Consider the following 23,111-nt stretch of genomic DNA (forward strand, 5'->3'; position numbering starts at 1 on the left):
TAAAAATGAACTTATTCGAGATAATTCTCTTCCTTACGTGACTTCTTAACGACTACCCGGTTGCTAAACTTCATAAAATCTGTGGGAGATGTGCTTGTATATTTTTTGAACACACTGCAAAAGTGCTTGTATTCACTGAAGCCTGTCATATTAGATATTTCATATATCCGGTAGGTACCTGTGGCCAGCAGTTCAACAGCTTTCTGAACCCTGTATTTATTAAGGATATCCAAAAAAGTCTGGGAAGTAACTTCTTTCAATTTACGGCTCAAGTAACTCGGACTGACTCCCAGTTCATCCGCAATAGCTTCTATGCTCAACTTTTGCTGATAATCACTTTTGATTCGTCGAATTGCTTCACTGACATAATTATTCTGTTTTTGTTCGGCTAAAAGATAACCATCCAACTCGATCAAATGGGTATGCCCAATCGTGTTCGTGATGATGTCGTCATAAACCTTGCCCTGCCTGTTGTTGCGATTGATTTTCTCGATAATTTCTGCTAGCTTCATTTCATCCACAGGCTTTAATAAATATTCAAACACCTTCAATGAAATAGCCTGCTTGGCATATTCGAATTCGGTATAGCTGGTCAAAATTATGCTTTGGAACGGATATATTCTCGAAGCTTGCTCCACCATTTCTATCCCATTCATGACAGGCATCCTGATATCTGTAATTACCAAGTCGGGCCGATGCTGTTGAATCAATTGGAGTCCTTTCTCTCCGTCCTCCGCATCTCCTACAACCGTACATTGCATAGCCATCCAATCAATTGTGTATACAAGCCCTTTTCTGATAATTTCCTCGTCTTCAACGATGACCACCCTCAGCACGTTCGCTCCCCCCCTTGCTAACTGGTAATGTAATTTTGACGACTGTTCCGCCATGATGCTCGCTTGATAAGTCTACCCCATACTTTTCGCCGTATATGAGCTGCACTCTCCTATGGACATTATACAATCCGATATGGGAAGAATTGTTTATATTTCCATCCAGGATATGTTTGATTTTTTGCAATACTTTTGGTTCCATCCCCTCGCCGTCATCATTAATAATTACAACCAGGGTTTCCTCAGAAATGGTCGCTTTAATCTGTACGGTCAAGGATTGACGATTTGCAAAGCCGTGCATGATTGCATTCTCTATGATCGGTTGAACGATGAGCTTGGGAACAATGCAATCCAAGGCGGCTTCATCCACATGGATCCCATAGTCGAATTTATTTCCAAAACGGTATTTTTGAATGAAAAGGTAGTTCTTAGTATACTCGACATCCTCCTCTAGACTCACCTCCGTAATGGTGTTATTGATACTGTATCTTAACAAGTTAGATAATACGACTATCATCGTATTGGCGGAAGAAGGATTCATTTTTACCATATAACGAATCGTTTCCAGCGTGTTGAACAGAAAGTGAGGATTAAATTGAGATTCAAGCTGTTTAATTTCGGATAATACATTTTGTCGGGCCTTTTCCTTGTTCGCTTCAATCAAGTTCTTGATATCGCCCAGCATTTGATTATAAGCTTCTGCAAAAACCTGAAATTCATCGTTGGTATTGACCTTGAGCTGGGTTTCCAAGTTGCCTTTTTGAACATGCTCAATCGAGCTGATAATGTCATCAATGACCCTGGTTTTACTGTCAGCAATTTTTCTCGCCGATAAGTAAGTTGTCAAGGTCAACATGCCAAAAAGAAAACTTAATAGCACTCCTGTCAAAATAAGCATCGATCTAAAGTAACCGATGGAGGTGAGTGTATAAATACTAATTTCCGCATCGAGAATTTCCGTTCTCGTAACATATTGGCTGTCATCCTTCGATTCAACAACGCCAGATTTATCTCTGAAATTCATATCGATTTTCCCTAATTCGTTGACAAGCAATTCATTCGTGCAAGCAATTACATACCCAAACTTGTCGGTTATTACGACGCTCGTCGAGAAATTTTTGCTGATAAGGTTGACTAGGTCTCTTTTGTTAAAGTCAAAGGTGATATATCCAGCAACACGACCTTTTTTTACAATCGCTTTACCTACTGTCAAGCTTGGACTATCGGCAGTAAAAGCAGGTTGCCTGGCTATAATGGCTTTGTCTGGCATATCCAGCATTCTTCGAATGGGTCCCCACATAAAAGCAGCTTCGCCTTGGGCATATTCAGGGATATGATTCGAGCTTTGTATTAAAGGCTTTAGCTTATCGTCAAACACGAAGAAATTCGCTTTTGTATCCAGTTTATTTACAAAATCGTAAAATGATCCGTATAATTTACTGTTTGAAAAATTCAACTCCAGGTATTCCTGCATACCTCCATCTTTTGATAAATAATCCGCTTCATTCTGGTAAGTACCTATAATGTTTCCTATTGTATCCGCTATTTGGATATTGTACTTATAGTTCCGCGAAACAATCGTCCTGTAAAGACTGGAAAACGAAAGTAAATAACTGGCTAAAGTAATAATGACGACCGGAATAATCGCATAAATGATAAATGATTTTCTAATACCTTCCCTATAATGCCTGAATTTTTTTGACATTTCCTCACCTTTACATTCGATTGTCCTTTGCATATTTTATCACATACATTCGGTGCAGCATGTGCTTCATCAAAACTTAATATGTTTGCTTCTTAAAGCGTGCACTAAACAAAAAAGGACTATATTGCGCGTCTCGAAGCAGATATTCTGCCGCTTCGAACGCTCCACCTTCACCGCTTAATGTGATCTTATTTAAGGATTCTTAATGTATCTGGATAGTTCAAAGCAAAAGTACCTTTAACTATTCTACTGTCGAAGAGGACTCCGGAAGGAGTCCTTTTTCAAGTTGCCCGCATCATTCCCTGCTTTACAAAGAATTGATCCGCTTTAGCAAGACATGCCCGAATTTTCATCAAGATTTGCGATCCATCAACCACCAGGTCATTTCCCCCCAAACCATAGGCTATCGACCATAATACCAATCGAATTCTACTTCTTCATGTTAGACCTCTTCCCACATACCCATCTCACGCAGACGTTTAAAGAGGAGTACATACGTTCTTTCGTCTGCTGGACGATTTTCATCTGCTACAATGAGCCTTGTTCGAATGTTTGTATTTCTCAAAAACCAACTGTAAGAACTTGCCAAAAAATTTCTCGGTTTGCTCCCTTGCATAGCGGGGTACCTCCTCTAAAGCATCCAACCCTTGCGGTTGTTATTTCTCTAATTATAGGCTTCCTCTATCCAGTGAAACTACGAGTTAATTTTTTAGATTTCTTGTATTTTTTTTGTTTCATTCAGCACTCAGAAATGAACTTGTACACTCATCGGCAGATGTATTTGACGTTTTTCCTTCTTGAAGAAACAGCTGTTACCGCGGTATTCTATATCGGATCAACCATACTGCTTCCATGATGGTTTCTGCTTATATATTCTCTTACAAAAGCAAACTGTTTCACTTCTATATTGCAGCCAACCTCCTTGAGAAATTCACAAATGTGCCTACATTAATGACACAAATCTCCCTACATTGTGACCAAAAAAAAAACCGCGATTTTCGCGGCCCTTTAATGAGAACATTACTCCTGCCGCCGCGCACAAAGAGCCACCAAATACGCGCGTTTTTTTGGGGGCCACTAAAAATGCTGGCTTCCGTCTGTGGGAAACCGCGGCGCTATATAGAATTTTCCGCACATATAGAACGGAGTTACTGGGGTATCTGCAACCGGAATTGTGGAGCAATATCATCGATTCATAAAAAAATCACAAAACCGATGCTTGGTTTCAAATCATTTCTAACTGCTGAAAAGACGTTAAAGGGAATTGAGGCCATGCATATGATTAGGAAAGGACAGGCAGAAAATAATTCGTCTGTCTTCTCTACTGTTGAATGGCTCAATGAAATATTTGGTATTGTGGCATAGTTAATTACAATTTAATGGCTAATTGCTATCTCTTTTAATTCTTGCACCGCTACCGGAATTGTTATTATCCTCCCGTTAGGTTTAACAAAGGCTGCCGATCAATCGCGACAGCCTTGTCGTTGTGTATTTTTGTGCTCTCGTTCTGCTTAACAAATGCTTTAAACGATACGCAAAGGGGCCTAACCCAAATTACCGCCTGAATGACTGAGGGATGGCCCCGTTTTTATTCTCTTTATAAGTTAATCATGTTGGCGGTACGGATAGAGCACCGGCCATGAATCGCCTTCATACAGATCCCCTTCATTACCATTCAAAATTCGCGCGTTGAAATGCTGGCCTTTCGGATCGAATTGATATCGCGTATCACCAGTCATCAGGTGAACCGCCATCGAGCGGCGCGGCAATTCGGTCACATTGGCACCGCTGCCATGGATCGTTATTGCATGGTGGAAGCTTACTTGTCCGGCCTTCATAACGAGCGGAACAGTCGTAAACACTTCATTTTCCGGCAATACCATTTCCGCTTGCTGCTTCTCGAGATTTTGCTCGAAAAAGCTGTTGACGTTCACGAGCCCCCACTTATGGCTCCGAGGAACGACCTGCATGCAGCCATTGGAAAGATCCACATCTGTGAAAGCGACCCAGGCCGTTATCAGTGTCGGTTCCATACAGTTTTTCCAATATATATAATCCTGGTGCCAGCCGACGTTTGCCGTTTCTTTGCCTGTCCCCCTGCCGGGTTTATAGAGCAGTTGGTCATGCCACAGCCGAATGACGTCGGCCTTCATCAACTTGGCGGCGGTGGCGCCGATTGTCGAATCGGTCGCCACTGCACGGAGTTTCGTATCCGACCAATGCGAATTGTCCGTTTTGCGAAGCGCGCGCGGATTGTCGACGCCTTCGAGCCAGTTGCAAACTGGCTCTCTCCCGGTTTCAAACTCTCCGCGATATATTTTTTCCTGATGCTCTACAATCTTCTCCAGTTGTTCATCAGAAAAGATTTTCGGCGACACCCAATATCCATTCTCCTCGAAGAACCGGATGTCTTTCTCTTCTGGCAGCAGTTTGGTTTGAAGTAAATTGTTCAAAGCTATGCTCACACCTCTCCCACAACATTTAGGATGAAATTATGTTCTACGACTCCATGGTAGATCAAGATCCGGTCTAAGTCTTTACCCGTTTTTTCCGCACTTTTAAAGATTTTGATCATGCTTTGATGCCAGTCAGAACGACGCCTTCTATGAACTTCCTCTGAGCGAGGAAAAAGAAAATAATGACCGGAATGACGGCTATCGCTGTTGCCGCCATCATCATGCCGATTTCTCCCTGCGATTGGGATGTTTGCTGTTGAAATATCCGCAAACCTAGAGAAAGCGTAAATTTGGACTGGTCATTCAAGTAAATCAGCGGGCCGATAAAATCGTTCCATGCTCCCATAAATTGAAAGATGGCTACCGTTGTAAGTACAGGGTGGATCAGAGGCAGCATGATATGGGTATAAATCCGCACATACCCCGCCCCGTCGATAAACGCGCTTTCTTCCAAATCTTTTGGAATTGACATCAGAAACTGACGGACAAGGAAAATGTAGAACGCTCCTCCGCCGAACCAGGCAGGCACCCAGAGAGGCATGAAGGTATTGATCCAGCCCATCTTACTAAACAGCAAATATAAAGGGATCAAGGTGACCTGGCTCGGGAGCATCATTGTCCCGAGGACGATGAGGAAGAAGAATTCCCTTCCCGGCCAGCGCAGTCTGGCGAAAGCATATCCTACCAGAGGAGCGGTTACGAGTACGCCTGCGACGCTTAGAACGACGACCAGTACCGTGTTTTTCAGAAAAAGAAAATAAGGAAAGTAGATCCATAGATTTACATAGTTTTTCCATAAAAACGGTTTCGGGATCAATTCCGGAGGCACTATAAATATCTGATGATCGGTTTTCAAGGACGTGGACAATAGCCACAGAAGCGGAAATACAAAAAAAATGCTAAAAACGATCAGGATGATATGTCTGGGAACAGATCTCAGCGACGGTCTGGCTGGCGCGTCGATCGTTTCTACAATCATCCGGGTTTGAGCTTTCGGCTTTGCCATACGACAATTCCCCTTCCGTTACATCTGATCGTAATTCACCCATCGTTTCGAGAGCTTAAGGTTGATCCAAGTCAGGAACATGATGATGACAAACAGTACCCAAGCGAGCGCGGAAGCATAGCCCATTTTCCAAAACCGGAAAGCGTTATTGTATAAATAAAAGACATAGAAGAGGGTGGAATCGTTAGGTCCACCACCCGTGATGATGTAGGATTGGGTAAAAACCTGAAAGCTCCCGATCATCCCGATAATCAGTTGGAAAAATAGGGTTGGGCTGATAAGTGGGAGGGTTACTTTAAAAAATTTCTGGATCGTCCCCGCTCCGTCTATTTCAGCTGCTTCATAGTACACTTTCGGGATATTTTTCAGCCCTGCAAGATAAATTACCATCCCGCTCCCGGCCCCCCAAAGGGACATCAGGATCAGCGAATTTTTGGCCCAGAAGGGATCGGACAACCAGCCGGGCGCCGGCAAACCGAAGAAGCGTACGACATTCGTCAGGATGCCGAAATTAGGATCGAGAATCCACGCCCACAATATGGACGACGCAACAATCGGAACGATGGAAGGGATATAATACAAGGTTCTGTATAGAGCGATCCCCCTAATCTCCCCGTTCAGCAGGAGGGCGATAGCCAGTCCGACGATTATCGTCAACGGGACACTGAATACAACGTAATAAAGCGTATTATAAAGAGACCGCCAGAACAGTACGTCGTGAAACAACGCGTCATAGTTGGCGAATCCGACCCATCTGGGTGGCCGCAAAATATCATAGTCCATGAAGCTGTAACTCAACGAAGCGAGCACCGGAAACAGGACGAACACGATAAACCCGATAAACCAGGGGGAAGCGAAGCAGTAGCCAACTAACGCTTCCCTTCGCGACAGCCGGTACCTTTTATGCGATTGGGCCATAATGCGCTCCTTTCTACGAATGGAATAGAGAATAGGATAAGTGCGCTGTTATCCCATTCTCTTGTACCGAGTTAATTGGATAAGGTGGTGTTGCTGGACCAGAACTTATCGAGTTCCGCCTGAACTTTTTTGGTGGCTGCGTCCAAGATATCCTTCGTATTACCTTTATGGTAAATCGCTTCATCGATCGCTCTCGCGTGTTCCGACCACAGCAGCTGGCCGACAGGAGATACCGGCAGGCTGTTCGACTTTTCCATCGCTTTGACGGTAAAGTCGATCGCGTTCTTGACGTTGGCGTTTTTTAGCGGCTCAATGTATGTTTTGTTCAAGTATTCGTTCAAGTCGATATTGGCGGTCCAGGAAGGAATGTAGGTCCTGTTTTGCGATGCGTTATATTTCGCCGCAGCTTCGGCCTGATATTTCGGACCTTCTGTCGTCAGCCATTTCACGACTTCGAAAGCTTCCTGCGGATGTTTTGCGCCTTTCGGCACCCCCCATGCCCAGCCGCCGCTCCAAGTTTTGAAATTGCTGCCTGTCGGTGTAGGCGGCATCGCCACGCCAAAATTAAGATCTGGTGAGAACCGCAGCAAGTCGGTTAACGCCCAGTTTCCGTTAATAACCATGGCCACCTTGCCAGACAGGAACGGATCGTTCGCTCCGGATTGGAAAGAAGAGGAGTATGCGTTGAGCTTTTGCGCCCCGCCAAGAATGTCGTAGCCTTTGACCATGAAATCGAGCGCTTCCACATTCTCAGGCGAATTTAGCAGTACTTTTTTGCCTTCGTCATCGAGGAATTTCCCGTTGTTCTGAATCGCATATAGGTAAAACCAGCTGTTCCCGAAGTTCGGGATAAATCCGATCTGTTTGAAGGAATCACCGCTGGCGATGGTCAGCTTTTTGGAATAGTCAAGGAGTTCATCCCACGTTCTAGGTGGTTTGTCGGGATCTAGTCCCGCTTGCTTGAACATATCCTTGTTGTAGTAGAGAACCCGGTCGTCCATGCCTGCAGGTAATCCCCACACCTGGCCTTTGAACGACATTTCCTTTACTGTATAGTCATAGAATTTGGAAAGATTGAGACCCGAAGACTTGATCATATCATTCAAGGGCATCAGGATTCCCCTTGAAGCTACTTCCATAATGAAAGGTCCGTTCAAGTTGACGACATCCGGCGGAGAGCCTGCCGCTATCGCAGCGGTCAGTTTGCTCAGGTCTTGGGTGTCATAGCCGCTAGAGCCTGGCATAGCCTGGGTCACCAGTTTAATACTGGGATGAGCTTTGTTAAATTCATCGATCATTTCCTTATTCCCGCTCCCGATGGCCATAGGGTCGAGACCCCAAACAACGACTTCCACTTTCTTTCCTTTTTCCGCCGAATTCTCATTATTGTTTTTTGGCTGTTTCGAATCACTACAGCCGGCCACATAGACGATTAGCATTGCCGAAATCGCTATCATGACCAATAATTTAAATTTCAACATACACACCCTCCTCTTATTGTAAGCGCTTACCACATATTGAATTATACAAGATGCCACATGCAAAGTATTTTTCACTTATGATCCTCTATTTAAAGAATTTGATCATTTTACCTATTCTGGAATGCGTCCTTTACAGTTGCAATCTCATGCTCTATCATGGAGGTACCAAAAAGACATCGCTCCGGAAAGGTGAGGGGGAATGGTAGAAGAGAAACCTGAGAGGCATACAAAGCCTTTGAACGCCAGAGTAGTAGAATCGGATACGGAAATGCGCTTTGAGCTTCCGTTCACAGATCTCGACAATATGTTTTACATCGGGATGAACACGACCGTAGATTGGATGACAAATATCCATTTTCACGATCATTTCGAACTTTGCTATTTGGATCAGGGAAAGCTGACCTATTTTATCGATAAATCCCTGTATCACATAAACCAAGGAGAATTATTTATCACGAAACCCGGGGAAAGGCATTACGGACTGACGGACGGGATTTCGAATTTTCGGCTGTATTATATGGGATTCAAGCTGGACAAAATGCGTGCTATTGAGGCGGAATATTACAATATCGGGGTCGATCGGATCGTAAAGGATGAAAACCGTCAGATCAAACGGTTGTTTGACGAAATCATCGGCGAAGTGAGAAACAAACGGCAAGGCAGTACGGAAATGGTGCATGGGTTGTTTCTTCAGTTGCTGGCGACCTTGCTTCGGCTGCACCTCGACCGTACGCCGTCCGGCGACAACAAGGCGAAAACGCTCGGACCGATCATCATCAAATTGATGGACTACTTGCACGAGGAAATCCGATACGACCATAACATCGAGGAAATCGCGGATAAACTCCACATTAGCCGTTCTCACTTAGCCCGGGAATTCAAAACAACTACCGGAATGACAATCGGGGAGTATATTCGCAATTTATGCCTTGATAAAGCGAAATTCCAACTATATCAGACCGATAAATCGATATCGCTGATCGGAGAAGAATTGTATTTTACTTCAATTCATACGTTCAGCATTTTTTTCAAGCACTATATGGGAATGTCTCCTTTGGAGTATCGCAAGCATACACGAGTTAAATAGTCAAACAACACAAAGGGACTCAGGAATTTCGGAGTCTGAACATATGAAATCTCAAGCATTATGCAGGCTGCAATTCTGGTTTTGGTGCAACAATTAAAATTGATCAAAGATATCCGCGATTTCGTTGTTTGATTATGCTGTCAAACCAAACAATTTGTTGATTAATTCAACTGAAGAAAGGACAGACGAATGAATGCATTCGACCTACCCTTTCCTTAGCATATGCATACAAAGGAATGAGAAAAGAGGCCGAACCATAAGTAGCTTCAGCTACTCGAGGGTCGGCCTCCTTGTGTCCGCTAAAAATGAGGATTAAGATACAGACGGATGACTTTCAAGTACTTTTTACATAATCATATATCCCCATAAAAGTGCTTGTAAGTGTATCTTGGCTTATTAAAACCTGTGTCCTAAGGCCCTGCAAAAATTTAGATACGACAGCGTTATATGCTTTCATACCGATCTCTTTGAGCAATTTATATACTTTTTCCGAGTCCGATTTTCATTCTACTACCAGCGCTTCACTCATTCAGCCCAGTTTTCCCGATACTGTACCGGTGTCACTCCTTTGATTGCTTTAAACATTTTCGTGAAATATTGGACATCGTCATATCCAACGTTACTAGCAATTTCATAAATCTTTTTTGTCGGGTCTTTCATGAGCTCAATCGCCTTCTCCACGCGATATTCCATTACATATTTACTGAATGAAACGTCCATGTCATCTTTAAAAATTTTGCTTAAATAGGATGCATTCATAAAAAACGCTTCGGCAACCGTGTTCAAATTAATGGATTCATTATAATGTTCTTGCATGTATTCAACGATCTTCTCGATCACTTTTCGTTTTTTCTTTGTTTGAGTTTTATTCAAATAAGCCATGATTTTAAACAAGGCCTCTTCAAATAATTGACGTATTTCACCTACGTCCTGAGATCTTTGCAGTAACTCGAAAAACTGTAAACTGAACCTGGAAACATCATCTAGGGACCGATTGCCATCGATTACAGTTCTCGTTATAGCACTGATAATTTGAAAATATATAAACTTGAATTCAATCAAATTCATCGGTTTATTTACAAAAAGCTGATCCAAATGCATGACTACAGATTCCTTATCGCCCAATTTAACTGAATTGACCAGTCCTTCAATATCGTATTGCTTATTTTTCTCCGTTTTTGTAGAAATAGCTTGGAGCGTAATCCGTTCCTGATTTAGAAAACCGCTTAACAGCAAAGACTGCTTTGCTTGTCGGTATGATGAAGAAATATCGATGATATTGGAACAACATCCTCCATAACCAACTTCGACCGGGCAACCAAAAATTTTATAGAGCATATGACTGAACGCTGCCGATTCGAGCTGGTGCTTAAGATATTCGGTTTCTTGGTCAGAAGACACAATTGCCACTACTTCATCAGCATGAATAAAAGTAATCGTTTTGCATTTCAGCTCTTGAAGAATATCTCCAATCAAATTTCCGATAACAAACTGTTTGAATTCGGCATCCAAATGAATTCCATCTTCTTTCCATTCTTTGAAATGAAAAATAACGCAAAAATGATTCAAATTTGAATGTTCAACCTGAAAGTCGCTCAGAGCAGCAAGCACCTCTTGTTCGTTTTGGACCCTCCCATTGATCAGATTGGCAAATAACATTTCTTTCAACATAGGCAAGCGCTTGTTAACTTGCTCATCCGCCTTATGAAGCAATTCTTCTTTTTTCTTTTCAGATTGAATTTGTTCAAGGCATTTCCCTACGACATGAAGCAAATCATGGTCTTCTACCGGTTTCAGTATATAGTCGAAAGCACCGAGCGAAAGCGCTTTCTGAGCATATTCAAAATCGCTGTATCCGCTGATAATAATAACCTTCGTCCGAATCTGACGATCTCTTAAGGATTGAATGAGATCAAGGCCGTCCATATTGGGCATCCGAATGTCGGTCAAAATGATATCTGGTTCCACTTGAAGTGCTTTATCCAGCGCTTCTTTACCGCAATTGGCCTCATCAACGACCTCGATCCCGAGTTGATCCCACTCTATGGTATGGATCAATCTTTCGCGCACCCATACTTCATCATCCACAACGATCATTTTTATCATGTCGCCAACACCTCACTGGTTGTTATGGGAAGTTCTATCATTACTTGTGTACCTTCTCCATAAGTGCTTTCAATATCTATTCCATAACAAGGTCCGTATTTTAAACGGATCTGCTGAACCAAGTTTCTTAACGCAAAGCTTGACCCCTCAACCGCTTCCGCATGGAGACTATCTCGTAATCGCCGCAATTCTTCCTCCTGCATTCCGATCCCATTGTCATTTACAACAATCCTCAACTTTCCTTCGTTAGAAGATACTGCAACATAGATATGTCCTCGCCCCTTCGTTCTTTCGATTCCATGATAAACCGAGTTCTCAACAATGGGCTGCAGCAGCATTTTCGGTACCAGACAATCGGCAAATTCATCCGGAAGGTCAATATGATAGCTAATCTCTCCACGATAACGAATATTTAAAATGGTTAAATAATTGACAACCAGACTTACTGCTTCTTTTAATGAGACGATATCCCTGCCACCGCTTAAACTAACTCTAAAAAATTTGGATAAAGCAGCCACCATTTGCGATATCTCTTCGACCTTTTTTATTTTCGCGATACTATATATAGAATCAAGGGTATTATATAAAAAATGCGGGTTAATTTGAGCCTGCAGCAGCTTAATTTCAGCTTCAAGTTTATAAAGCTTTTCATTGGCCAAATCTTTCACAAGCGCCTTCAGTTCGTCAGCCATATCGTTAAAACCTTGATAGACCTGCCTAAATTCATCCTGACGTTTGTCTTGAATCCGCACCTCCAAGTTCCGGTTTTCAATTTTTTGCATCGCTCTAATGAGCTTTAATAGCGGTTTGTAAAACAGATTTGATAAAAAGTAGCTAACGATAAATAGGATTAGAGCCGTTATCGAGATCAATATGATAAAAAAATTTCTGATTTCATATACTTTACCTAAAATCTCAGAGGATGGAATAACGACCACGTATCTCCAATGGTTGTAAGGGGAGATGGAATAGACGACGAATTGTTTCTGCATATCGACAAAAAAGCTGCCGCTTTCTTTTGCCGAGGCTTGGATCTTATCGTTAATCTGCGAATAGAGATCAGTCTCTTTTCCTACAATAGACTGATCGGTATGGGCGACAACTTTAGAGTCGGCGTCCATGACGACGAAATCCCCGGGAATGCCTCTTTGTATTTTTCTATAATAATCGCTGATATAGTTATCTCTAACATTGACGGCCAGAACGGCTATCGTATCTCCCTTTTCATCCTTTAACACTCTATTGAAGGTTATCAGTTTACTTTCTTCCAGTCGCGTGGAGATACGGTTCAAGCTATAATAATCGACAGGCGTTGAAACAAACCAGTGTTCATTGCCGTCGGTGTTAAAGCTTTTTTTCACAAAATCAATATTTTCGGAATTAACATCTTCATAGTAAGTTGATTTCGAATCGATAATCGTATTTTGCTTAACTAAATATAAATAGAAAGAATCTGTGCCCTCTAAAACATTCTGTATTCGAATCCGGGTAATAAAAAAATTCAGCAAATCCAGCATCCCGACATATTTTTCGTTTCTCACCTCTAAAGGGAGACGTGTTTCTTGTTTCGCAAGCGTTAAAAGCCGGCTATCCGTTAGTATGAGCTTGCTTAATCCGGTCACATTATCCAGAGCAGAATCAATATTATTGACAGCAAAGTCTATACTGCTGATGACAACTTTAGAAGTTTGATCTGTAATGGATTGTGCAGACCTGATATAGAGTAAAGAACTGACAATAATCATAGGAATGAGGATTACAATCGTCATACTCATGAACATCTTGGTACGAAAACTCATGTTTTGAAATATCATCCATAATTCCTTCTTGAGATGGAACAATCCCTTTACCCCAAAGGAATAGGGGAAAGGGATGCCAACTTAGTTTTTGATATCAAGTTTTGGTTCAATTACGCTTCTTCATTAATTGTATCGTTGTGATCAGTACTGCTGTCAATATCAGTAGTCCCCGAACGATATATTGAATATATTCATTGACATTCAAAAGCGTCATCGCATTGATGATTACACCAAGGAAGATCAGACCGATAAACGTGCCCCATACTTTACCAACGCCCCCGAACAAGCTCGTACCGCCAATGATGACGGATGAGATGGCAATCATTTCCCAGCCCTTGCCAAAGTTGAAAGACCCGGACATAACCTGAGAGGAAACGAGCACTCCGCTAAGCGCAGAACACAGCTGAACGATAACCATACAAATGATTTTCACGCGGGAAACATGAATGCCTGACAGACGAGCCGATTCCGGGTTTCCTCCTACTGCATATACGGAACGTCCGAACGTGGTGTAGTTCATCACGACAAAAATGATAGCGAATACAATAAGCAAAATAATAGCAGGAATCGGGATTGAGAAGATTTGTCCGGCTCCAAGTACATTATACCATGAAGGCAGTGTTGTTACGGGAAAACCTTTGGAAATGACTGCTGCTATACCATATATCACATTTAGCATAGCCAAGGTAATAATAAATGACGGCACTTTATATTTGGTTAATATCCAGCCATTGAATAAGCCGATCAAACCGGCAACGATGAATGACACAAGAATACCCACAATGACTGCAACATCCATTGACATGCCTGCATCAGCAAGCTTGCCGGTTGTTAAACCAATAATGACCCCCGTTAACGCAACCGTCGACCCGATGGAAAGATCGATTTCTCCCGCAATAATGACAATTGTCATTCCAAAGGCAATACATCCCTGCAAAGCCATATTCCTTAAAATGTTTAATAAGTTCTCCCCGGTTAAAAAACCGGAAGAAGCGAATGTCATCACGATAACGATAACCAACAGAATGATCTCTAAAACATGTTTGTTCAGTTTCTTCTTCAAATCAAACGATGAAGAAGACAATTTCGTCGATGTTAATGTTCTCAAGATGCTTCTCCTCCCATGCTAAGCGCGTAAAGCTCATCAATTTTCAATTGTTCCGGCGCATATTCCCCCGAAATCTTGCCATCTTTCAAAATGAGGATACGATGACACACTTCAAGCAGTTCTTCAAGCTCCGATGAGACCATGATACTTGAAATCCCTTTGCGAGACTGCTCCCAAATAATTTGAAAGATTTGCTGCTTGGCATTGACGTCAATGCCTCGCGTCGGCTCATCAAAAAACATAATGCTCGGGTTTGTATTTAACCAATTGCCGACAACCACTTTTTGCTGATTCCCTCCGGATAAGGAAGAAACCGGGTGATCAACGTCCGATATCTTGATTTGCAGATCTTCCACTTGCCTTTGAACGAACTCAGCTTCATCTTGTTTACGGATAAATGAACCTCTAGCTATTAAATCCAGGCTGGCTACACATAAATTATCCTTGATCGAAGCAATCTGGATAAGCCCTTCATGCTTGCGATCTTCCGGTGTGTAGGCAAGTCCGGCTTTTTTCATCTTTTCTGGAGTAGGGGATGCAATTTTTCTCCCCTTGCAATAAATTTCGCCGCTATCGAACGGATCCGCACCAAAAATCGATTTGAGCAGCTCGGTTCGCCCTGATCCGAGCATACCCGCAATGCCAAGCACTTCGCCTTTTCTTAATTGAAAGGATACATCATGAAATTTTTGTTTACGTGTCAATCCTTTTACTTCTAGTACTACCTCGTCCGATATTGTTAAATTTTCGGGACGTTTTTTAATCTCCACATCACCAAACATCATGCCGATCAAATCTTTGCGACTCAATTCCTGCATAGGGGCTTTCCCAATAAAGTGCCCTTCGCGCAAAACCGTACACGTATCCGCAATTTCCCAAAGTTCATGCAAACGATGTGATACATAGGTAATAATGACGTTCTTCTTCTTCAATTCTCTGATCATCTTGAACAACGACTCAATTTCGTTTTTCGCAAGCGCTGACGTCGGTTCGTCTAATTGCAAAACCTTCGGGTTATAGCTCATCGCTTTTACGATTTCAATCATTTGCGCCTGTCCGACGCTCAAGTTGTGAACTGTTTCTTCCGCCGGGATATCTACATTGTATTCTTTCAAAATTTCATTCGCCATCTCGTATGTCTTTTTCCAATCCACGATCATGCCTTTCATCGGCATGCGACCTAGAAAAATGTTTTCCGCAACGGTCAAACCCGGTACGAGACTTAACTCTTGATAAACAGTCACGATCCCCTTCGCAAAAGCATCTCTCGGATCGCGAAATTTCAAGGGCACTCTATCCAACATGACTTCTCCCTGTGTAGGCTCGACCGCACCGGAAAAAATCTTAAGCAAGGTTGATTTCCCGGATCCGTTCTTCCCAAGCAGCGCGTGCACCTTACCACTCTCAAACGATACGGAAACTTGATCCAATGCCACAGTACCTGGATATACTTTAGTAATTTTTTTGGTCTCCAATACATTCATGGGGTCTACCTCACAGTTCTCTCACATTTATATAGTTTGGGGTTGCTTCGTTCTTGGAACCGAGCAACCCCTCTTCTAAGATGCGTTCAGTGACTACTTGCCCATTTTCGCTTTCAGGTCAGCCTCAAACTTGGCAATTCCATCTGGATTCGTACGGCTAAGAAGAATGCCGTCAATAATGTTCGTTTTACCTTTGTTTGCACTGATATCTTCGCCTTTAAGACCTTTAATCAAGAGATCCATCGCTTTATAACCAATATCGTAAGGGTTTTGACCTGTAATCGCCTGAAGAATGTTATCTTTATCCTTCAACATCGAGATCAGTTGGTCGCTTGCATCCGTTCCAAATACGGCCACTTTGCCAGCTTTACCGGCATTTTTCACAGCCATTGTTGCACCAATCGTACCGCCCTCGTTTGCCGACCAAATAATATTGATATCCGGATGCGCAGTCAGAATATCGCCTGTTACCGATACAGCTTTATCTTGGATCCAAGCGTCTTGGTCAGCTACAACTTCAACGTTCGGGTTTACTTTTTTCACTTCATCCAGGAATCCGTTTACACGATCTGCACTTTGTTGTGGAAGCTGAGATTTAAATTGAAGGACGGCAATTTTCGCTTTTCCGTCAAGTTTCTCCTTGATATATTGAGCGGCAGCTTTACCGGTAATTTCACCGATGTTTTTGTTATCCGAAGTATATCCGCCAACTGCAAAAGATGCATTCGTGAGGGCGGTATTCGTCAATGCAATTTTTACGCCCGCTTCGTCCGCTTTCTTTAAAATTGCGAAAGAAGAATCCTGATTCAAAGGCGAAATCGCGATGCCATTCACTTTTTGGGAAATGTACGTATTAACCAATTCCGCTTCTTTACCTTGGTCGTTAGCTGTGTTTCCTGTCAGTACTTTAACACCTGCTGCTTTTGCCGCATCCTGGTAACCAAGAGACAGCAATTTCATGAATTGGTCTTCCTGGAACACAACACCCGCTACAACAAGATCCGTCTTTTTCTCTGGAGCTTTGGCTTGCGCGCTTGCTGTCGGTTTAACCGAATCAGCGGCAGGCTTCGCATTGCTGCAGGCTGCAGATGACAAAGAAACAGCTGTTAATGTCGCCAATATCAGTGCTTTTTTCGTAAACTTCATTGGAGTGACTCCCCTTTTAGTAGAATAGTTTCGAAGCTCTTCTTTCACAAACTTTTAATGTTTGTAACTAAATTATAGGTTGAATTGAACGTCAACAACAACGAGAGTAATTTTGTATTTCTTGTAGTATTTTTGTTTTTTCTTATCTTATATTTCCAACAATGCTGCAGACATCGTGAATGTTTGCGTTTCTTCTCCGTGAATAAGATTCGCAGTTCCATTACGTATAGCCTCGGCTAAGCCATGAGTCGGGTAGCTGGAGAATGGCTCCAAACCAATGTTATAATGCCTGCCGTACCATGGGTAACCGGATGTATGACCAAATTCCTGCCAGTACCACAAATAAGGCATCACTCTCGCATCCCATTCAACACGCATTGCTGCGCCGAGTTTATTATTTTCTACCTGATACCAACCCGTTTCATTAAAGCCGGTAAGGTAGACGATTTCTGAAGGGGTACCTTGGGAAGGAAGTATGGATAAATCTGTCATATCGCCGGATGGTTCCTCTACCAGCGGCCATTGATGTGTAATACCACGTTTTACACGTACAGTCTTATCTTCAGGAAAATCAAGTATATCGGCGATGACTTCTATGTTTTCCGGTAAACTGATCTTACAGTCAGGTTGCAAAAATGGTTTTCCTAGCGCCATATGCTGCCCCCACATATAATGCAGCGATACTTCGCTTAGATTTCTCACTTCTTCCTTGATGGTTACTTTCGTAGAATTTGCGCAAAGCGTAAATATTTTACTTAATTCAAAAGGAACTTTTTTGGGTTTCACAGTAAATTTTACCGAGATCATTTCCGGAGTATCCGTCTCAATGATGTAGTCCCAAGGCATATGCGCCACTTCGCCGTGTTGTCCGAATTGAGCCCCCATATAGGAGCTGCTGACTCCACCATTGGGGAAAATCTCCTGCCAGCCCCCGATGTAATAATCAATATAGGTCGACTGAGAATCTGGCGATGTCGGTAAATATCGATTAGGGTTATGGATCCCGTTGTCGGTTAACCACATAAAATCCAAATCGCGGCTTTTTAATAAAAACTCAAATATTTCCGTACCCTTATCGACCAGGACGGACAGCCGGATCCTTTCATTTTCCATCACAATGGTTTTCATTCCCATATAGGTATATTGATCATGGATGCGGCAACCGTAATTTCTCTGTTTACGAAAATAGTTCACCTTAAACCATCCTTTTCACTCAGATAGGGATTACTTTCAAACATACAGGCTTCATAACTTCGAGCATTTGGTTGGTTGATACCGGTATTCCCGTTTCAGACAGCTGAAAAATCGAAATGTTGTCGGAGTCTTGATTAGCGACAAGCATAAAGTCTGACTCATCTACCAGTGAGAAATTCCGCGGAGTTTTTCCCATAGTAGGAGCATAGCCAAGGGACACTAGTTGACCATCATCCAAAATTCGAAAGACGGTGATGCTGTCATGTCCTCGGTTGGATCCGTACAAAAAACGTCCGCAAGCAGAGATATGAATATCTGCACACGTGCTTACACCCTTAAAATCATCCGCTAGCGTGGAGATCGATTGCATGTGAAACAGCGCCCCATCTTTAGTGTTATATCTGTAAACCGAAACCGCCGAACTTAATTCATTAATAATGTAAACCAAAGCTTCGGTGGGATGAAAAGTCACATGTCGGGGGCCTGAACCGGGTTCGCTTTGAACTTTCGTTTGCAGATGCAATTTTCCATTATGCGTATCCAGTTTATATACATAAAGGGTATCGTTGCCGAGATCTGGAACTATCCAAAAATTGGTGCCGGGGATCTGAACAATCGCATGCGGATGCGGCGCCTCTTGTCTCTCACTATGAATGCTTCGGCCGATGTGTTGGATCTGGCCGGTCATGCTCCCAATCATGCCTTGACCCTGAATGGGATATACACACACGCTTCCACTCATATAATTTACAGTAAGCAGGTAATCGCCCGCCTCATTTACACTAATAAAACAAGGATAGTCTCCTTGCGTTAGCTGACGATTTAACTCCGTTAATTCGCCCGATTCGGGGTCAAAATGGTATGAGACTACGGCTCCTTCCCCACTGCCATTCTCGCTCACCGCGTAGAGGATATTTCTAGCCGCATCCACCGCTAAGTAAGAAGGATTGTCCACACCTGCAATGCCGCTAACTTTTGATAGTTTGCCTTCTGATCCTTGAAACCGAAGAACATGAATCCCTTGTGTGTCTGCTAATGAATACGTGCCTACAAACACATAATAATCTTGTTTCTGATCTGTATGTACCATGAATAAACTCCCCTCGTTGATTAACCTTTGAGGTAAAAAGGATAAAGCGTCATCCCACCGTCAACGAAAAGCGTGACTCCCGTCACGTAGTTCGCTTCTTCCGAAGCCAGCCAAGCTGCAGCCGAAGCAATTTGTTTCGGTTCGCCAATCGAATTCATCGGGATCAGAGAGAGTACATCCTCTTTTTGCCTCGGATCCGACAAAATATGTTCATTCATCGGTGTTGCAATTGCGCCTGGTGCGATTGTATTGACCCGAATACCATAAGGGGCATATTCCAGAGCCAGCGATTCGGTCAGCAGTTTTAATCCGCCTTTACTGGAAGCATAATGAGCATGGAAAGGTTTCGGTATTTTTTGATGGACACTTGACATGTTGATAATACTGCCTTTGATTTGATGCTCTAACATATATTTAAGGGCTTCACGACATCCAACGAAAGCACCTGTTAAATTCACGTCCATAACTTTGTGCCAATCCTCCAAGCTTAACTCGTGGGATGAACAGGTTGTTTGGATACCCGCATTGTTGACCAATACGTCTAATCCGCCGAATATTTGAACGGTCTTCATAATCAATTCCTTAACTTCGGCTTCTTTACTGACATCAGCTTGAATGGCAATAGCTTCTCCGCCTGCCGCTTTCACCTCTTCCGCCAATTGCTCAGCTTCACTGGTGTCAGTATGATAGTTAATGACAACTTTCATCTGTTCTTGTCCGAATCTTAGTGCAATCCCGCGTCCAATTCCTTGAGAGGCGCCTGTAACAATCGCTACTTTTCCCGCTAAATCCGAATACATGCTATTCCTCCTTAATTTTATTCATTATTAACTATAGCCAATGCCGCTTTCATATAGCCTAGCGCATAAGCCATGCCGGCGTGCCATGGCGCTTTGCACGTCATCTGCGGGGTATGGTCCGGGATGAACACGCCATCGAAATTGTTTTTCTTAAATATGCGAAGCGCTTGAATCATATCGATATCGCCTTCGTCAACAAATACTTCTTGATAATTCGGCACTTTGCCTTTCACGTTGCGAAAATGCACATAACCGACCGCATTCTGTTTGCTGTACTGATCGATCGTTTCGTAAATGTTACCTTCCGTCATTTCCTGCAAAGTCCCCAAACAGAACTCAAGTGCATTGCTTCGGCTAGGCACGATGTCGAGAAGCTTCTGGTACAAACGCGGTTGGTTAACCAATCGTCCGTATCCCCGGATCGTAGACATCGGCGGATCGTCGGGATGAGCGGCTAATCGCACGCCGGCTTCCTCTGCCACTGGAACGAGCTCTTTAAGAAAATAGTCCAGCCGTTGCCAGAGTTCCTCCGAAGAGATAGCCGGAATATAACCTTTCGGAGCATTAAAGTCATATGTCATATTCCAGATTTGCCCGTTTGGAATCGGCGTCTCTTCAGGTCCTTCTGCGAGGTTAAAGGTAGCTGTCACCGCGCCCCCGCGAGCGACTGCCCGGTTCACATGCCCCCAAACGCCAGCGATGCTGAAGTTATACCCGATGATGGGGATGCCGGCTTTCCCAACATTACAGACAATCCGCTTCAAGTTATCCATTTGCTCTGTTTTCTTGGGACCATCCATCAAAATATCATACCAATCGGCTGGGCTGAAGTTTTCAATCGCTTCAAACTCCAGTCCCTCATCATTCATTGATTTCTTTAAAGCCATTAGGCTTTCATAAGACCATACATCCTCGTTCGGTCGTGCAATTCCCATATTTCTGTCTTTATCCGTGGAAGGCAAACCCTCGACCCCGTTGTAATAATCAACGAGATGGGCAACAATATGGGTGCAACCGGCTTGCTTGGCAAACTGGTAATTATCTTTATTCAATCTGTCGCGGTATAATCCAAGACCCAGCTTCATAGTTCTACAACTCCTTCTTTATTATTTTTTACAAAATGCCAAAAGTTTTGAAAGCTTCGGTGCACAGCATGCCATCCTGCAATGCCTTTCTTACAACATTCTCGCCTTCGACCTTTTCGAGCGACTTCTGAATAACTTCCTCCTCGACAGCTTGGGGAACGAAAACAATGCCGTCGATATCCGCAAACACGTAATCTCCGGGGTTGATGCGGACACCGTCAATCTCAATCGGCTTCTGGTAAAAAATGAGATCCACCCTGCCCTTCGAATCCGTAGGCACTTGTCCTCTCGATGCCAATGGAAATTGCATTTCCAATATTTTGGAAGTGTCGCGATTCAATCCGTCGACAATCGCCCCTCTTCCTCCGCGGGCCCGGCAGGCAGTAGCTAACAACTCGCCCCAGAAAGCAGCCTCGTCCGGCGCGCCTGTGGATACGACAAACACTTCGCCAGGCGATACGCTATCGATCGCTTCCATTTGCAATTTGTATGGTTCCGCTGGAACGGAAAATACTTTTGTCGCCTGGGCGGTGAATACACGGCCGCTAATCTTCAGCTTAGGATCAACCATACGAACTCCTGCGCCAAGGGTTTGATTGCGGTAACCAAGATCATCCAAAATATCGCCGATAACCGCTGTATATAATTTTTGCTCCAAATAATCGAAATCGTATCCTGCAATAGTTTTCACATTTGTCATGTTTTTGAACTCCTTCATTTTTATTTAAATTTATAAATCTAGAATGTGAAATTTCAGTTTAGTTTAAAAGAAATGGGCGCTGACTTTTATAAGCCCCCCCCATTTTGCTGCAAATAATCGATCATACTTAGCTTGCTTGTCATGATGTGTTCTTCAAGCTTGGCACAGGCTTCTTTTAGATCGTACCGCTTCAAAGCCTGAATAATGGATAGATGTTCTTCGTGACCGGCGACTGAACGATCATAACTTTGAAAGTAGTAAATTCTTGAAGCGTGTAGGAAGCTGTTTACTGACTTGTATTGTTCCAACATGCGCGGATTCCCTCCCGCTTGAACAATTTCAGTATGAAAACTGACATCGAGTTCAAGAAAGCTATGAAAAGGGAACGGCTTTACATGGAGAGTGTTCGTAAATTGTTCAATAATATTTTCTAACTGAAGTACAAGCTTTTGCGCTTTCAATTGTGTCAAGTGGGACACACACCATTGTTCAATCATTAAGCGGATTTCCGAAATCTCTTCAATGTCCGAAACCTTTACAGTTGCGACAAATGTTCCCGAACGGGGTTTTACTTCCATTAGTCCTTCGCGAACTAAACGGTTTACGGCATCTTTCAGCGGTGTCCGGCTAATGTTCATTTTTTGCGATAAGTCCTTAAGATCCAGTCTTTGCCCACCCACAAACTCTCGATTTAAAATCATCTTTTTAACCAGTTGGTATACTTTCTCCGAGAGTTCAGTATGTTCAAGCTCAAACACCATGTCTCCTCCTTTCTTTATCAATAAGCGAATATCTAGAATCTGAAATTTCAGTTTCCAAGTAAGTATACTACAACTTCAAATAATTACAACTAATCTTTTGGTGATACTTCAAGAAGAACAGACAGATGCCATACGGTTGTGGTGCAAAGCTCTAGATGATCTGATTCGCTGTGGAAAGCAAAAAGGTTGGGCTAGTGTTTGCATGAATGGCTTTTATGTGGAAGTAAGAGAAAAGTCAAAAGAAGCACCGTACTAAATGTGAATCGTTTTTTTAACATCGAAGGAATCCACCTTTTGGAAAAAAGTCCGAGCAGCAAAGTAAACAGTGGGGGAAAATGTTCCCCCACTTACC

General features: G+C 43.0%; 19 protein-coding genes and 1 pseudogene. 2 read left to right on the top strand and 18 right to left on the bottom strand.

The window, feature by feature from the left end; translation table 11 throughout:
• Positions 1-11: 11 nt before the first annotated feature.
• From J2Z65_RS20225 to J2Z65_RS20235, 3 genes are all read right to left on the bottom strand, one after another.
• A complete protein-coding gene (locus tag J2Z65_RS20225; RefSeq protein WP_167057199.1) occupies positions 12-836 on the bottom strand; it encodes a response regulator in 825 nt (274 codons plus the stop codon).
• The gene (locus J2Z65_RS20230; protein ID WP_167057201.1) at positions 814-2,538 is read right to left on the bottom strand and encodes a sensor histidine kinase; all 1,725 of its coding nucleotides are present in this window, start codon (positions 2,536-2,538) and stop codon (positions 814-816) included. Before J2Z65_RS20230 ends, J2Z65_RS20225 begins: the two co-directional genes overlap by 23 nt.
• A gap of 442 nt (positions 2,539-2,980) precedes the next feature.
• Entirely contained in the window at positions 2,981-3,154 is a 174-nt protein-coding gene (locus tag J2Z65_RS20235; RefSeq protein ID WP_167057204.1) for a hypothetical protein, read from the bottom strand.
• A gap of 555 nt (positions 3,155-3,709) precedes the next feature.
• Here J2Z65_RS20235 and J2Z65_RS20240 point away from each other — a divergent pair.
• Positions 3,710-3,903: pseudogene (locus tag J2Z65_RS20240) on the top strand (DDE-type integrase/transposase/recombinase); the annotation flags it as partial.
• 239 nt (positions 3,904-4,142) lie between these two features.
• On the opposite strand, the gene J2Z65_RS20245 reads toward J2Z65_RS20240, so the two are convergent.
• The 4 genes from J2Z65_RS20245 to J2Z65_RS20260 form a co-directional block, all read right to left on the bottom strand.
• Entirely contained in the window at positions 4,143-4,991 is an 849-nt protein-coding gene (locus J2Z65_RS20245) for a phytanoyl-CoA dioxygenase family protein (protein WP_167057207.1), read from the bottom strand.
• A gap of 118 nt (positions 4,992-5,109) precedes the next feature.
• The gene (locus tag J2Z65_RS20250; RefSeq protein ID WP_167057210.1) at positions 5,110-6,000 is read right to left on the bottom strand and encodes a carbohydrate ABC transporter permease; all 891 of its coding nucleotides are present in this window, start codon (positions 5,998-6,000) and stop codon (positions 5,110-5,112) included.
• A gap of 18 nt (positions 6,001-6,018) precedes the next feature.
• Entirely contained in the window at positions 6,019-6,918 is a 900-nt protein-coding gene (locus J2Z65_RS20255; RefSeq protein ID WP_167057214.1) for a carbohydrate ABC transporter permease, read from the bottom strand.
• Positions 6,919-6,989: 71 nt separating this feature from the next.
• A complete protein-coding gene (locus J2Z65_RS20260; protein WP_167057217.1) occupies positions 6,990-8,399 on the bottom strand; it encodes an ABC transporter substrate-binding protein in 1,410 nt (469 codons plus the stop codon).
• Between the two features lie 199 nt (positions 8,400-8,598).
• Between J2Z65_RS20260 and J2Z65_RS20265 the strand changes: the two genes are divergently transcribed.
• Positions 8,599-9,486, top strand: a complete 888-nt coding sequence (locus tag J2Z65_RS20265) for an AraC family transcriptional regulator (protein ID WP_167057220.1) — start codon at positions 8,599-8,601, stop codon at positions 9,484-9,486.
• A gap of 525 nt (positions 9,487-10,011) precedes the next feature.
• On the opposite strand, the gene J2Z65_RS20270 is transcribed toward J2Z65_RS20265, so the two are convergent.
• The 11 genes from J2Z65_RS20270 to J2Z65_RS20320 all read right to left on the bottom strand — a co-directional run bounded on the left by J2Z65_RS20270 (position 10,012) and on the right by J2Z65_RS20320 (position 22,759).
• A complete protein-coding gene (locus J2Z65_RS20270) occupies positions 10,012-11,592 on the bottom strand; it encodes a response regulator (protein WP_167057223.1) in 1,581 nt (526 codons plus the stop codon).
• Positions 11,589-13,406 carry a cache domain-containing sensor histidine kinase gene (locus tag J2Z65_RS20275; protein WP_167057226.1) on the bottom strand — a complete coding sequence of 606 codons (1,818 nt, stop codon included), beginning with the start codon at positions 13,404-13,406 and terminating at the stop codon, positions 11,589-11,591. The genes J2Z65_RS20270 and J2Z65_RS20275 overlap by 4 nt, the downstream gene beginning before the upstream one ends.
• Positions 13,407-13,497: 91 nt before the next feature.
• On the bottom strand, positions 13,498-14,499 hold the full coding sequence (locus J2Z65_RS20280; protein WP_167057229.1) for an ABC transporter permease: 1,002 nt from the start codon (positions 14,497-14,499) through the stop codon (positions 13,498-13,500).
• Complete coding sequence (locus J2Z65_RS20285; protein WP_167057232.1) at positions 14,496-15,983, bottom strand: sugar ABC transporter ATP-binding protein; 1,488 nt, start codon at positions 15,981-15,983, stop codon at positions 14,496-14,498. The genes J2Z65_RS20280 and J2Z65_RS20285 overlap by 4 nt, the downstream gene beginning before the upstream one ends.
• Before the next feature lie 93 nt (positions 15,984-16,076).
• Positions 16,077-17,129 carry a substrate-binding domain-containing protein gene (locus J2Z65_RS20290; protein ID WP_167057234.1) on the bottom strand — a complete coding sequence of 351 codons (1,053 nt, stop codon included), beginning with the start codon at positions 17,127-17,129 and terminating at the stop codon, positions 16,077-16,079.
• Positions 17,130-17,276: 147 nt separating this feature from the next.
• Positions 17,277-18,323 (bottom strand): DUF4432 family protein, encoded by a 1,047-nt coding sequence (locus tag J2Z65_RS20295; RefSeq protein WP_167057237.1) that lies wholly within the window; start codon positions 18,321-18,323, stop codon positions 17,277-17,279.
• A 19-nt stretch (positions 18,324-18,342) separates the two neighbouring features.
• The gene (locus J2Z65_RS20300) at positions 18,343-19,413 is read right to left on the bottom strand and encodes a lactonase family protein (protein WP_167057240.1); all 1,071 of its coding nucleotides are present in this window, start codon (positions 19,411-19,413) and stop codon (positions 18,343-18,345) included.
• A 20-nt stretch (positions 19,414-19,433) separates the two neighbouring features.
• Positions 19,434-20,213, bottom strand: coding sequence for a glucose 1-dehydrogenase (locus J2Z65_RS20305; protein ID WP_167057243.1), 780 nt, complete (start codon positions 20,211-20,213; stop codon positions 19,434-19,436).
• A gap of 17 nt (positions 20,214-20,230) precedes the next feature.
• On the bottom strand, positions 20,231-21,298 hold the full coding sequence (locus J2Z65_RS20310) for a mannonate dehydratase (protein ID WP_167057246.1): 1,068 nt from the start codon (positions 21,296-21,298) through the stop codon (positions 20,231-20,233).
• A 28-nt stretch (positions 21,299-21,326) separates the two neighbouring features.
• On the bottom strand, positions 21,327-21,998 hold the full coding sequence (locus J2Z65_RS20315; RefSeq protein ID WP_167057249.1) for an RraA family protein: 672 nt from the start codon (positions 21,996-21,998) through the stop codon (positions 21,327-21,329).
• 86 nt (positions 21,999-22,084) lie between these two features.
• Positions 22,085-22,759 (bottom strand): GntR family transcriptional regulator, encoded by a 675-nt coding sequence (locus tag J2Z65_RS20320; RefSeq protein WP_167057252.1) that lies wholly within the window; start codon positions 22,757-22,759, stop codon positions 22,085-22,087.
• Between the last annotated feature and the right edge of the window lie 352 nt (positions 22,760-23,111).

Source organism: Paenibacillus aceris (assembly GCF_017874035.1).
Classification (GTDB): Bacteria; Bacillota; Bacilli; order Paenibacillales; family NBRC-103111; genus Paenibacillus_E; species Paenibacillus_E aceris.

Bases quoted from the DNA above. Each gene is read 5' to 3' on its own strand.
- J2Z65_RS20285 (WP_167057232.1), bottom strand. From the start codon at position 15,983: ATGAATGTATTGGAGACCAAAAAAATTACTAAAGTATATCCAGGTACT.
- J2Z65_RS20255 (WP_167057214.1), bottom strand. From the start codon at position 6,918: ATGGCCCAATCGCATAAAAGGTACCGGCTGTCGCGAAGGGAAGCGTTA.
- J2Z65_RS20300 (WP_167057240.1), bottom strand. From the start codon at position 19,413: ATGGTACATACAGATCAGAAACAAGATTATTATGTGTTTGTAGGCACG.
- J2Z65_RS20310 (WP_167057246.1), bottom strand. From the start codon at position 21,298: ATGAAGCTGGGTCTTGGATTATACCGCGACAGATTGAATAAAGATAAT.
- J2Z65_RS20270 (WP_167057223.1), bottom strand. From the start codon at position 11,592: ATGATAAAAATGATCGTTGTGGATGATGAAGTATGGGTGCGCGAAAGA.
- J2Z65_RS20250 (WP_167057210.1), bottom strand. From the start codon at position 6,000: ATGGCAAAGCCGAAAGCTCAAACCCGGATGATTGTAGAAACGATCGAC.
- J2Z65_RS20275 (WP_167057226.1), bottom strand. From the start codon at position 13,406: ATGATATTTCAAAACATGAGTTTTCGTACCAAGATGTTCATGAGTATG.
- J2Z65_RS20260 (WP_167057217.1), bottom strand. From the start codon at position 8,399: ATGTTGAAATTTAAATTATTGGTCATGATAGCGATTTCGGCAATGCTA.
- J2Z65_RS20290 (WP_167057234.1), bottom strand. From the start codon at position 17,129: ATGAAGTTTACGAAAAAAGCACTGATATTGGCGACATTAACAGCTGTT.
- J2Z65_RS20230 (WP_167057201.1), bottom strand. From the start codon at position 2,538: ATGTCAAAAAAATTCAGGCATTATAGGGAAGGTATTAGAAAATCATTT.
- J2Z65_RS20305 (WP_167057243.1), bottom strand. From the start codon at position 20,213: ATGTATTCGGATTTAGCGGGAAAAGTAGCGATTGTTACAGGCGCCTCT.
- J2Z65_RS20320 (WP_167057252.1), bottom strand. From the start codon at position 22,759: ATGGTGTTTGAGCTTGAACATACTGAACTCTCGGAGAAAGTATACCAA.
- J2Z65_RS20315 (WP_167057249.1), bottom strand. From the start codon at position 21,998: ATGACAAATGTGAAAACTATTGCAGGATACGATTTCGATTATTTGGAG.
- J2Z65_RS20235 (WP_167057204.1), bottom strand. From the start codon at position 3,154: ATGCAAGGGAGCAAACCGAGAAATTTTTTGGCAAGTTCTTACAGTTGG.
- J2Z65_RS20265 (WP_167057220.1), top strand. From the start codon at position 8,599: ATGGTAGAAGAGAAACCTGAGAGGCATACAAAGCCTTTGAACGCCAGA.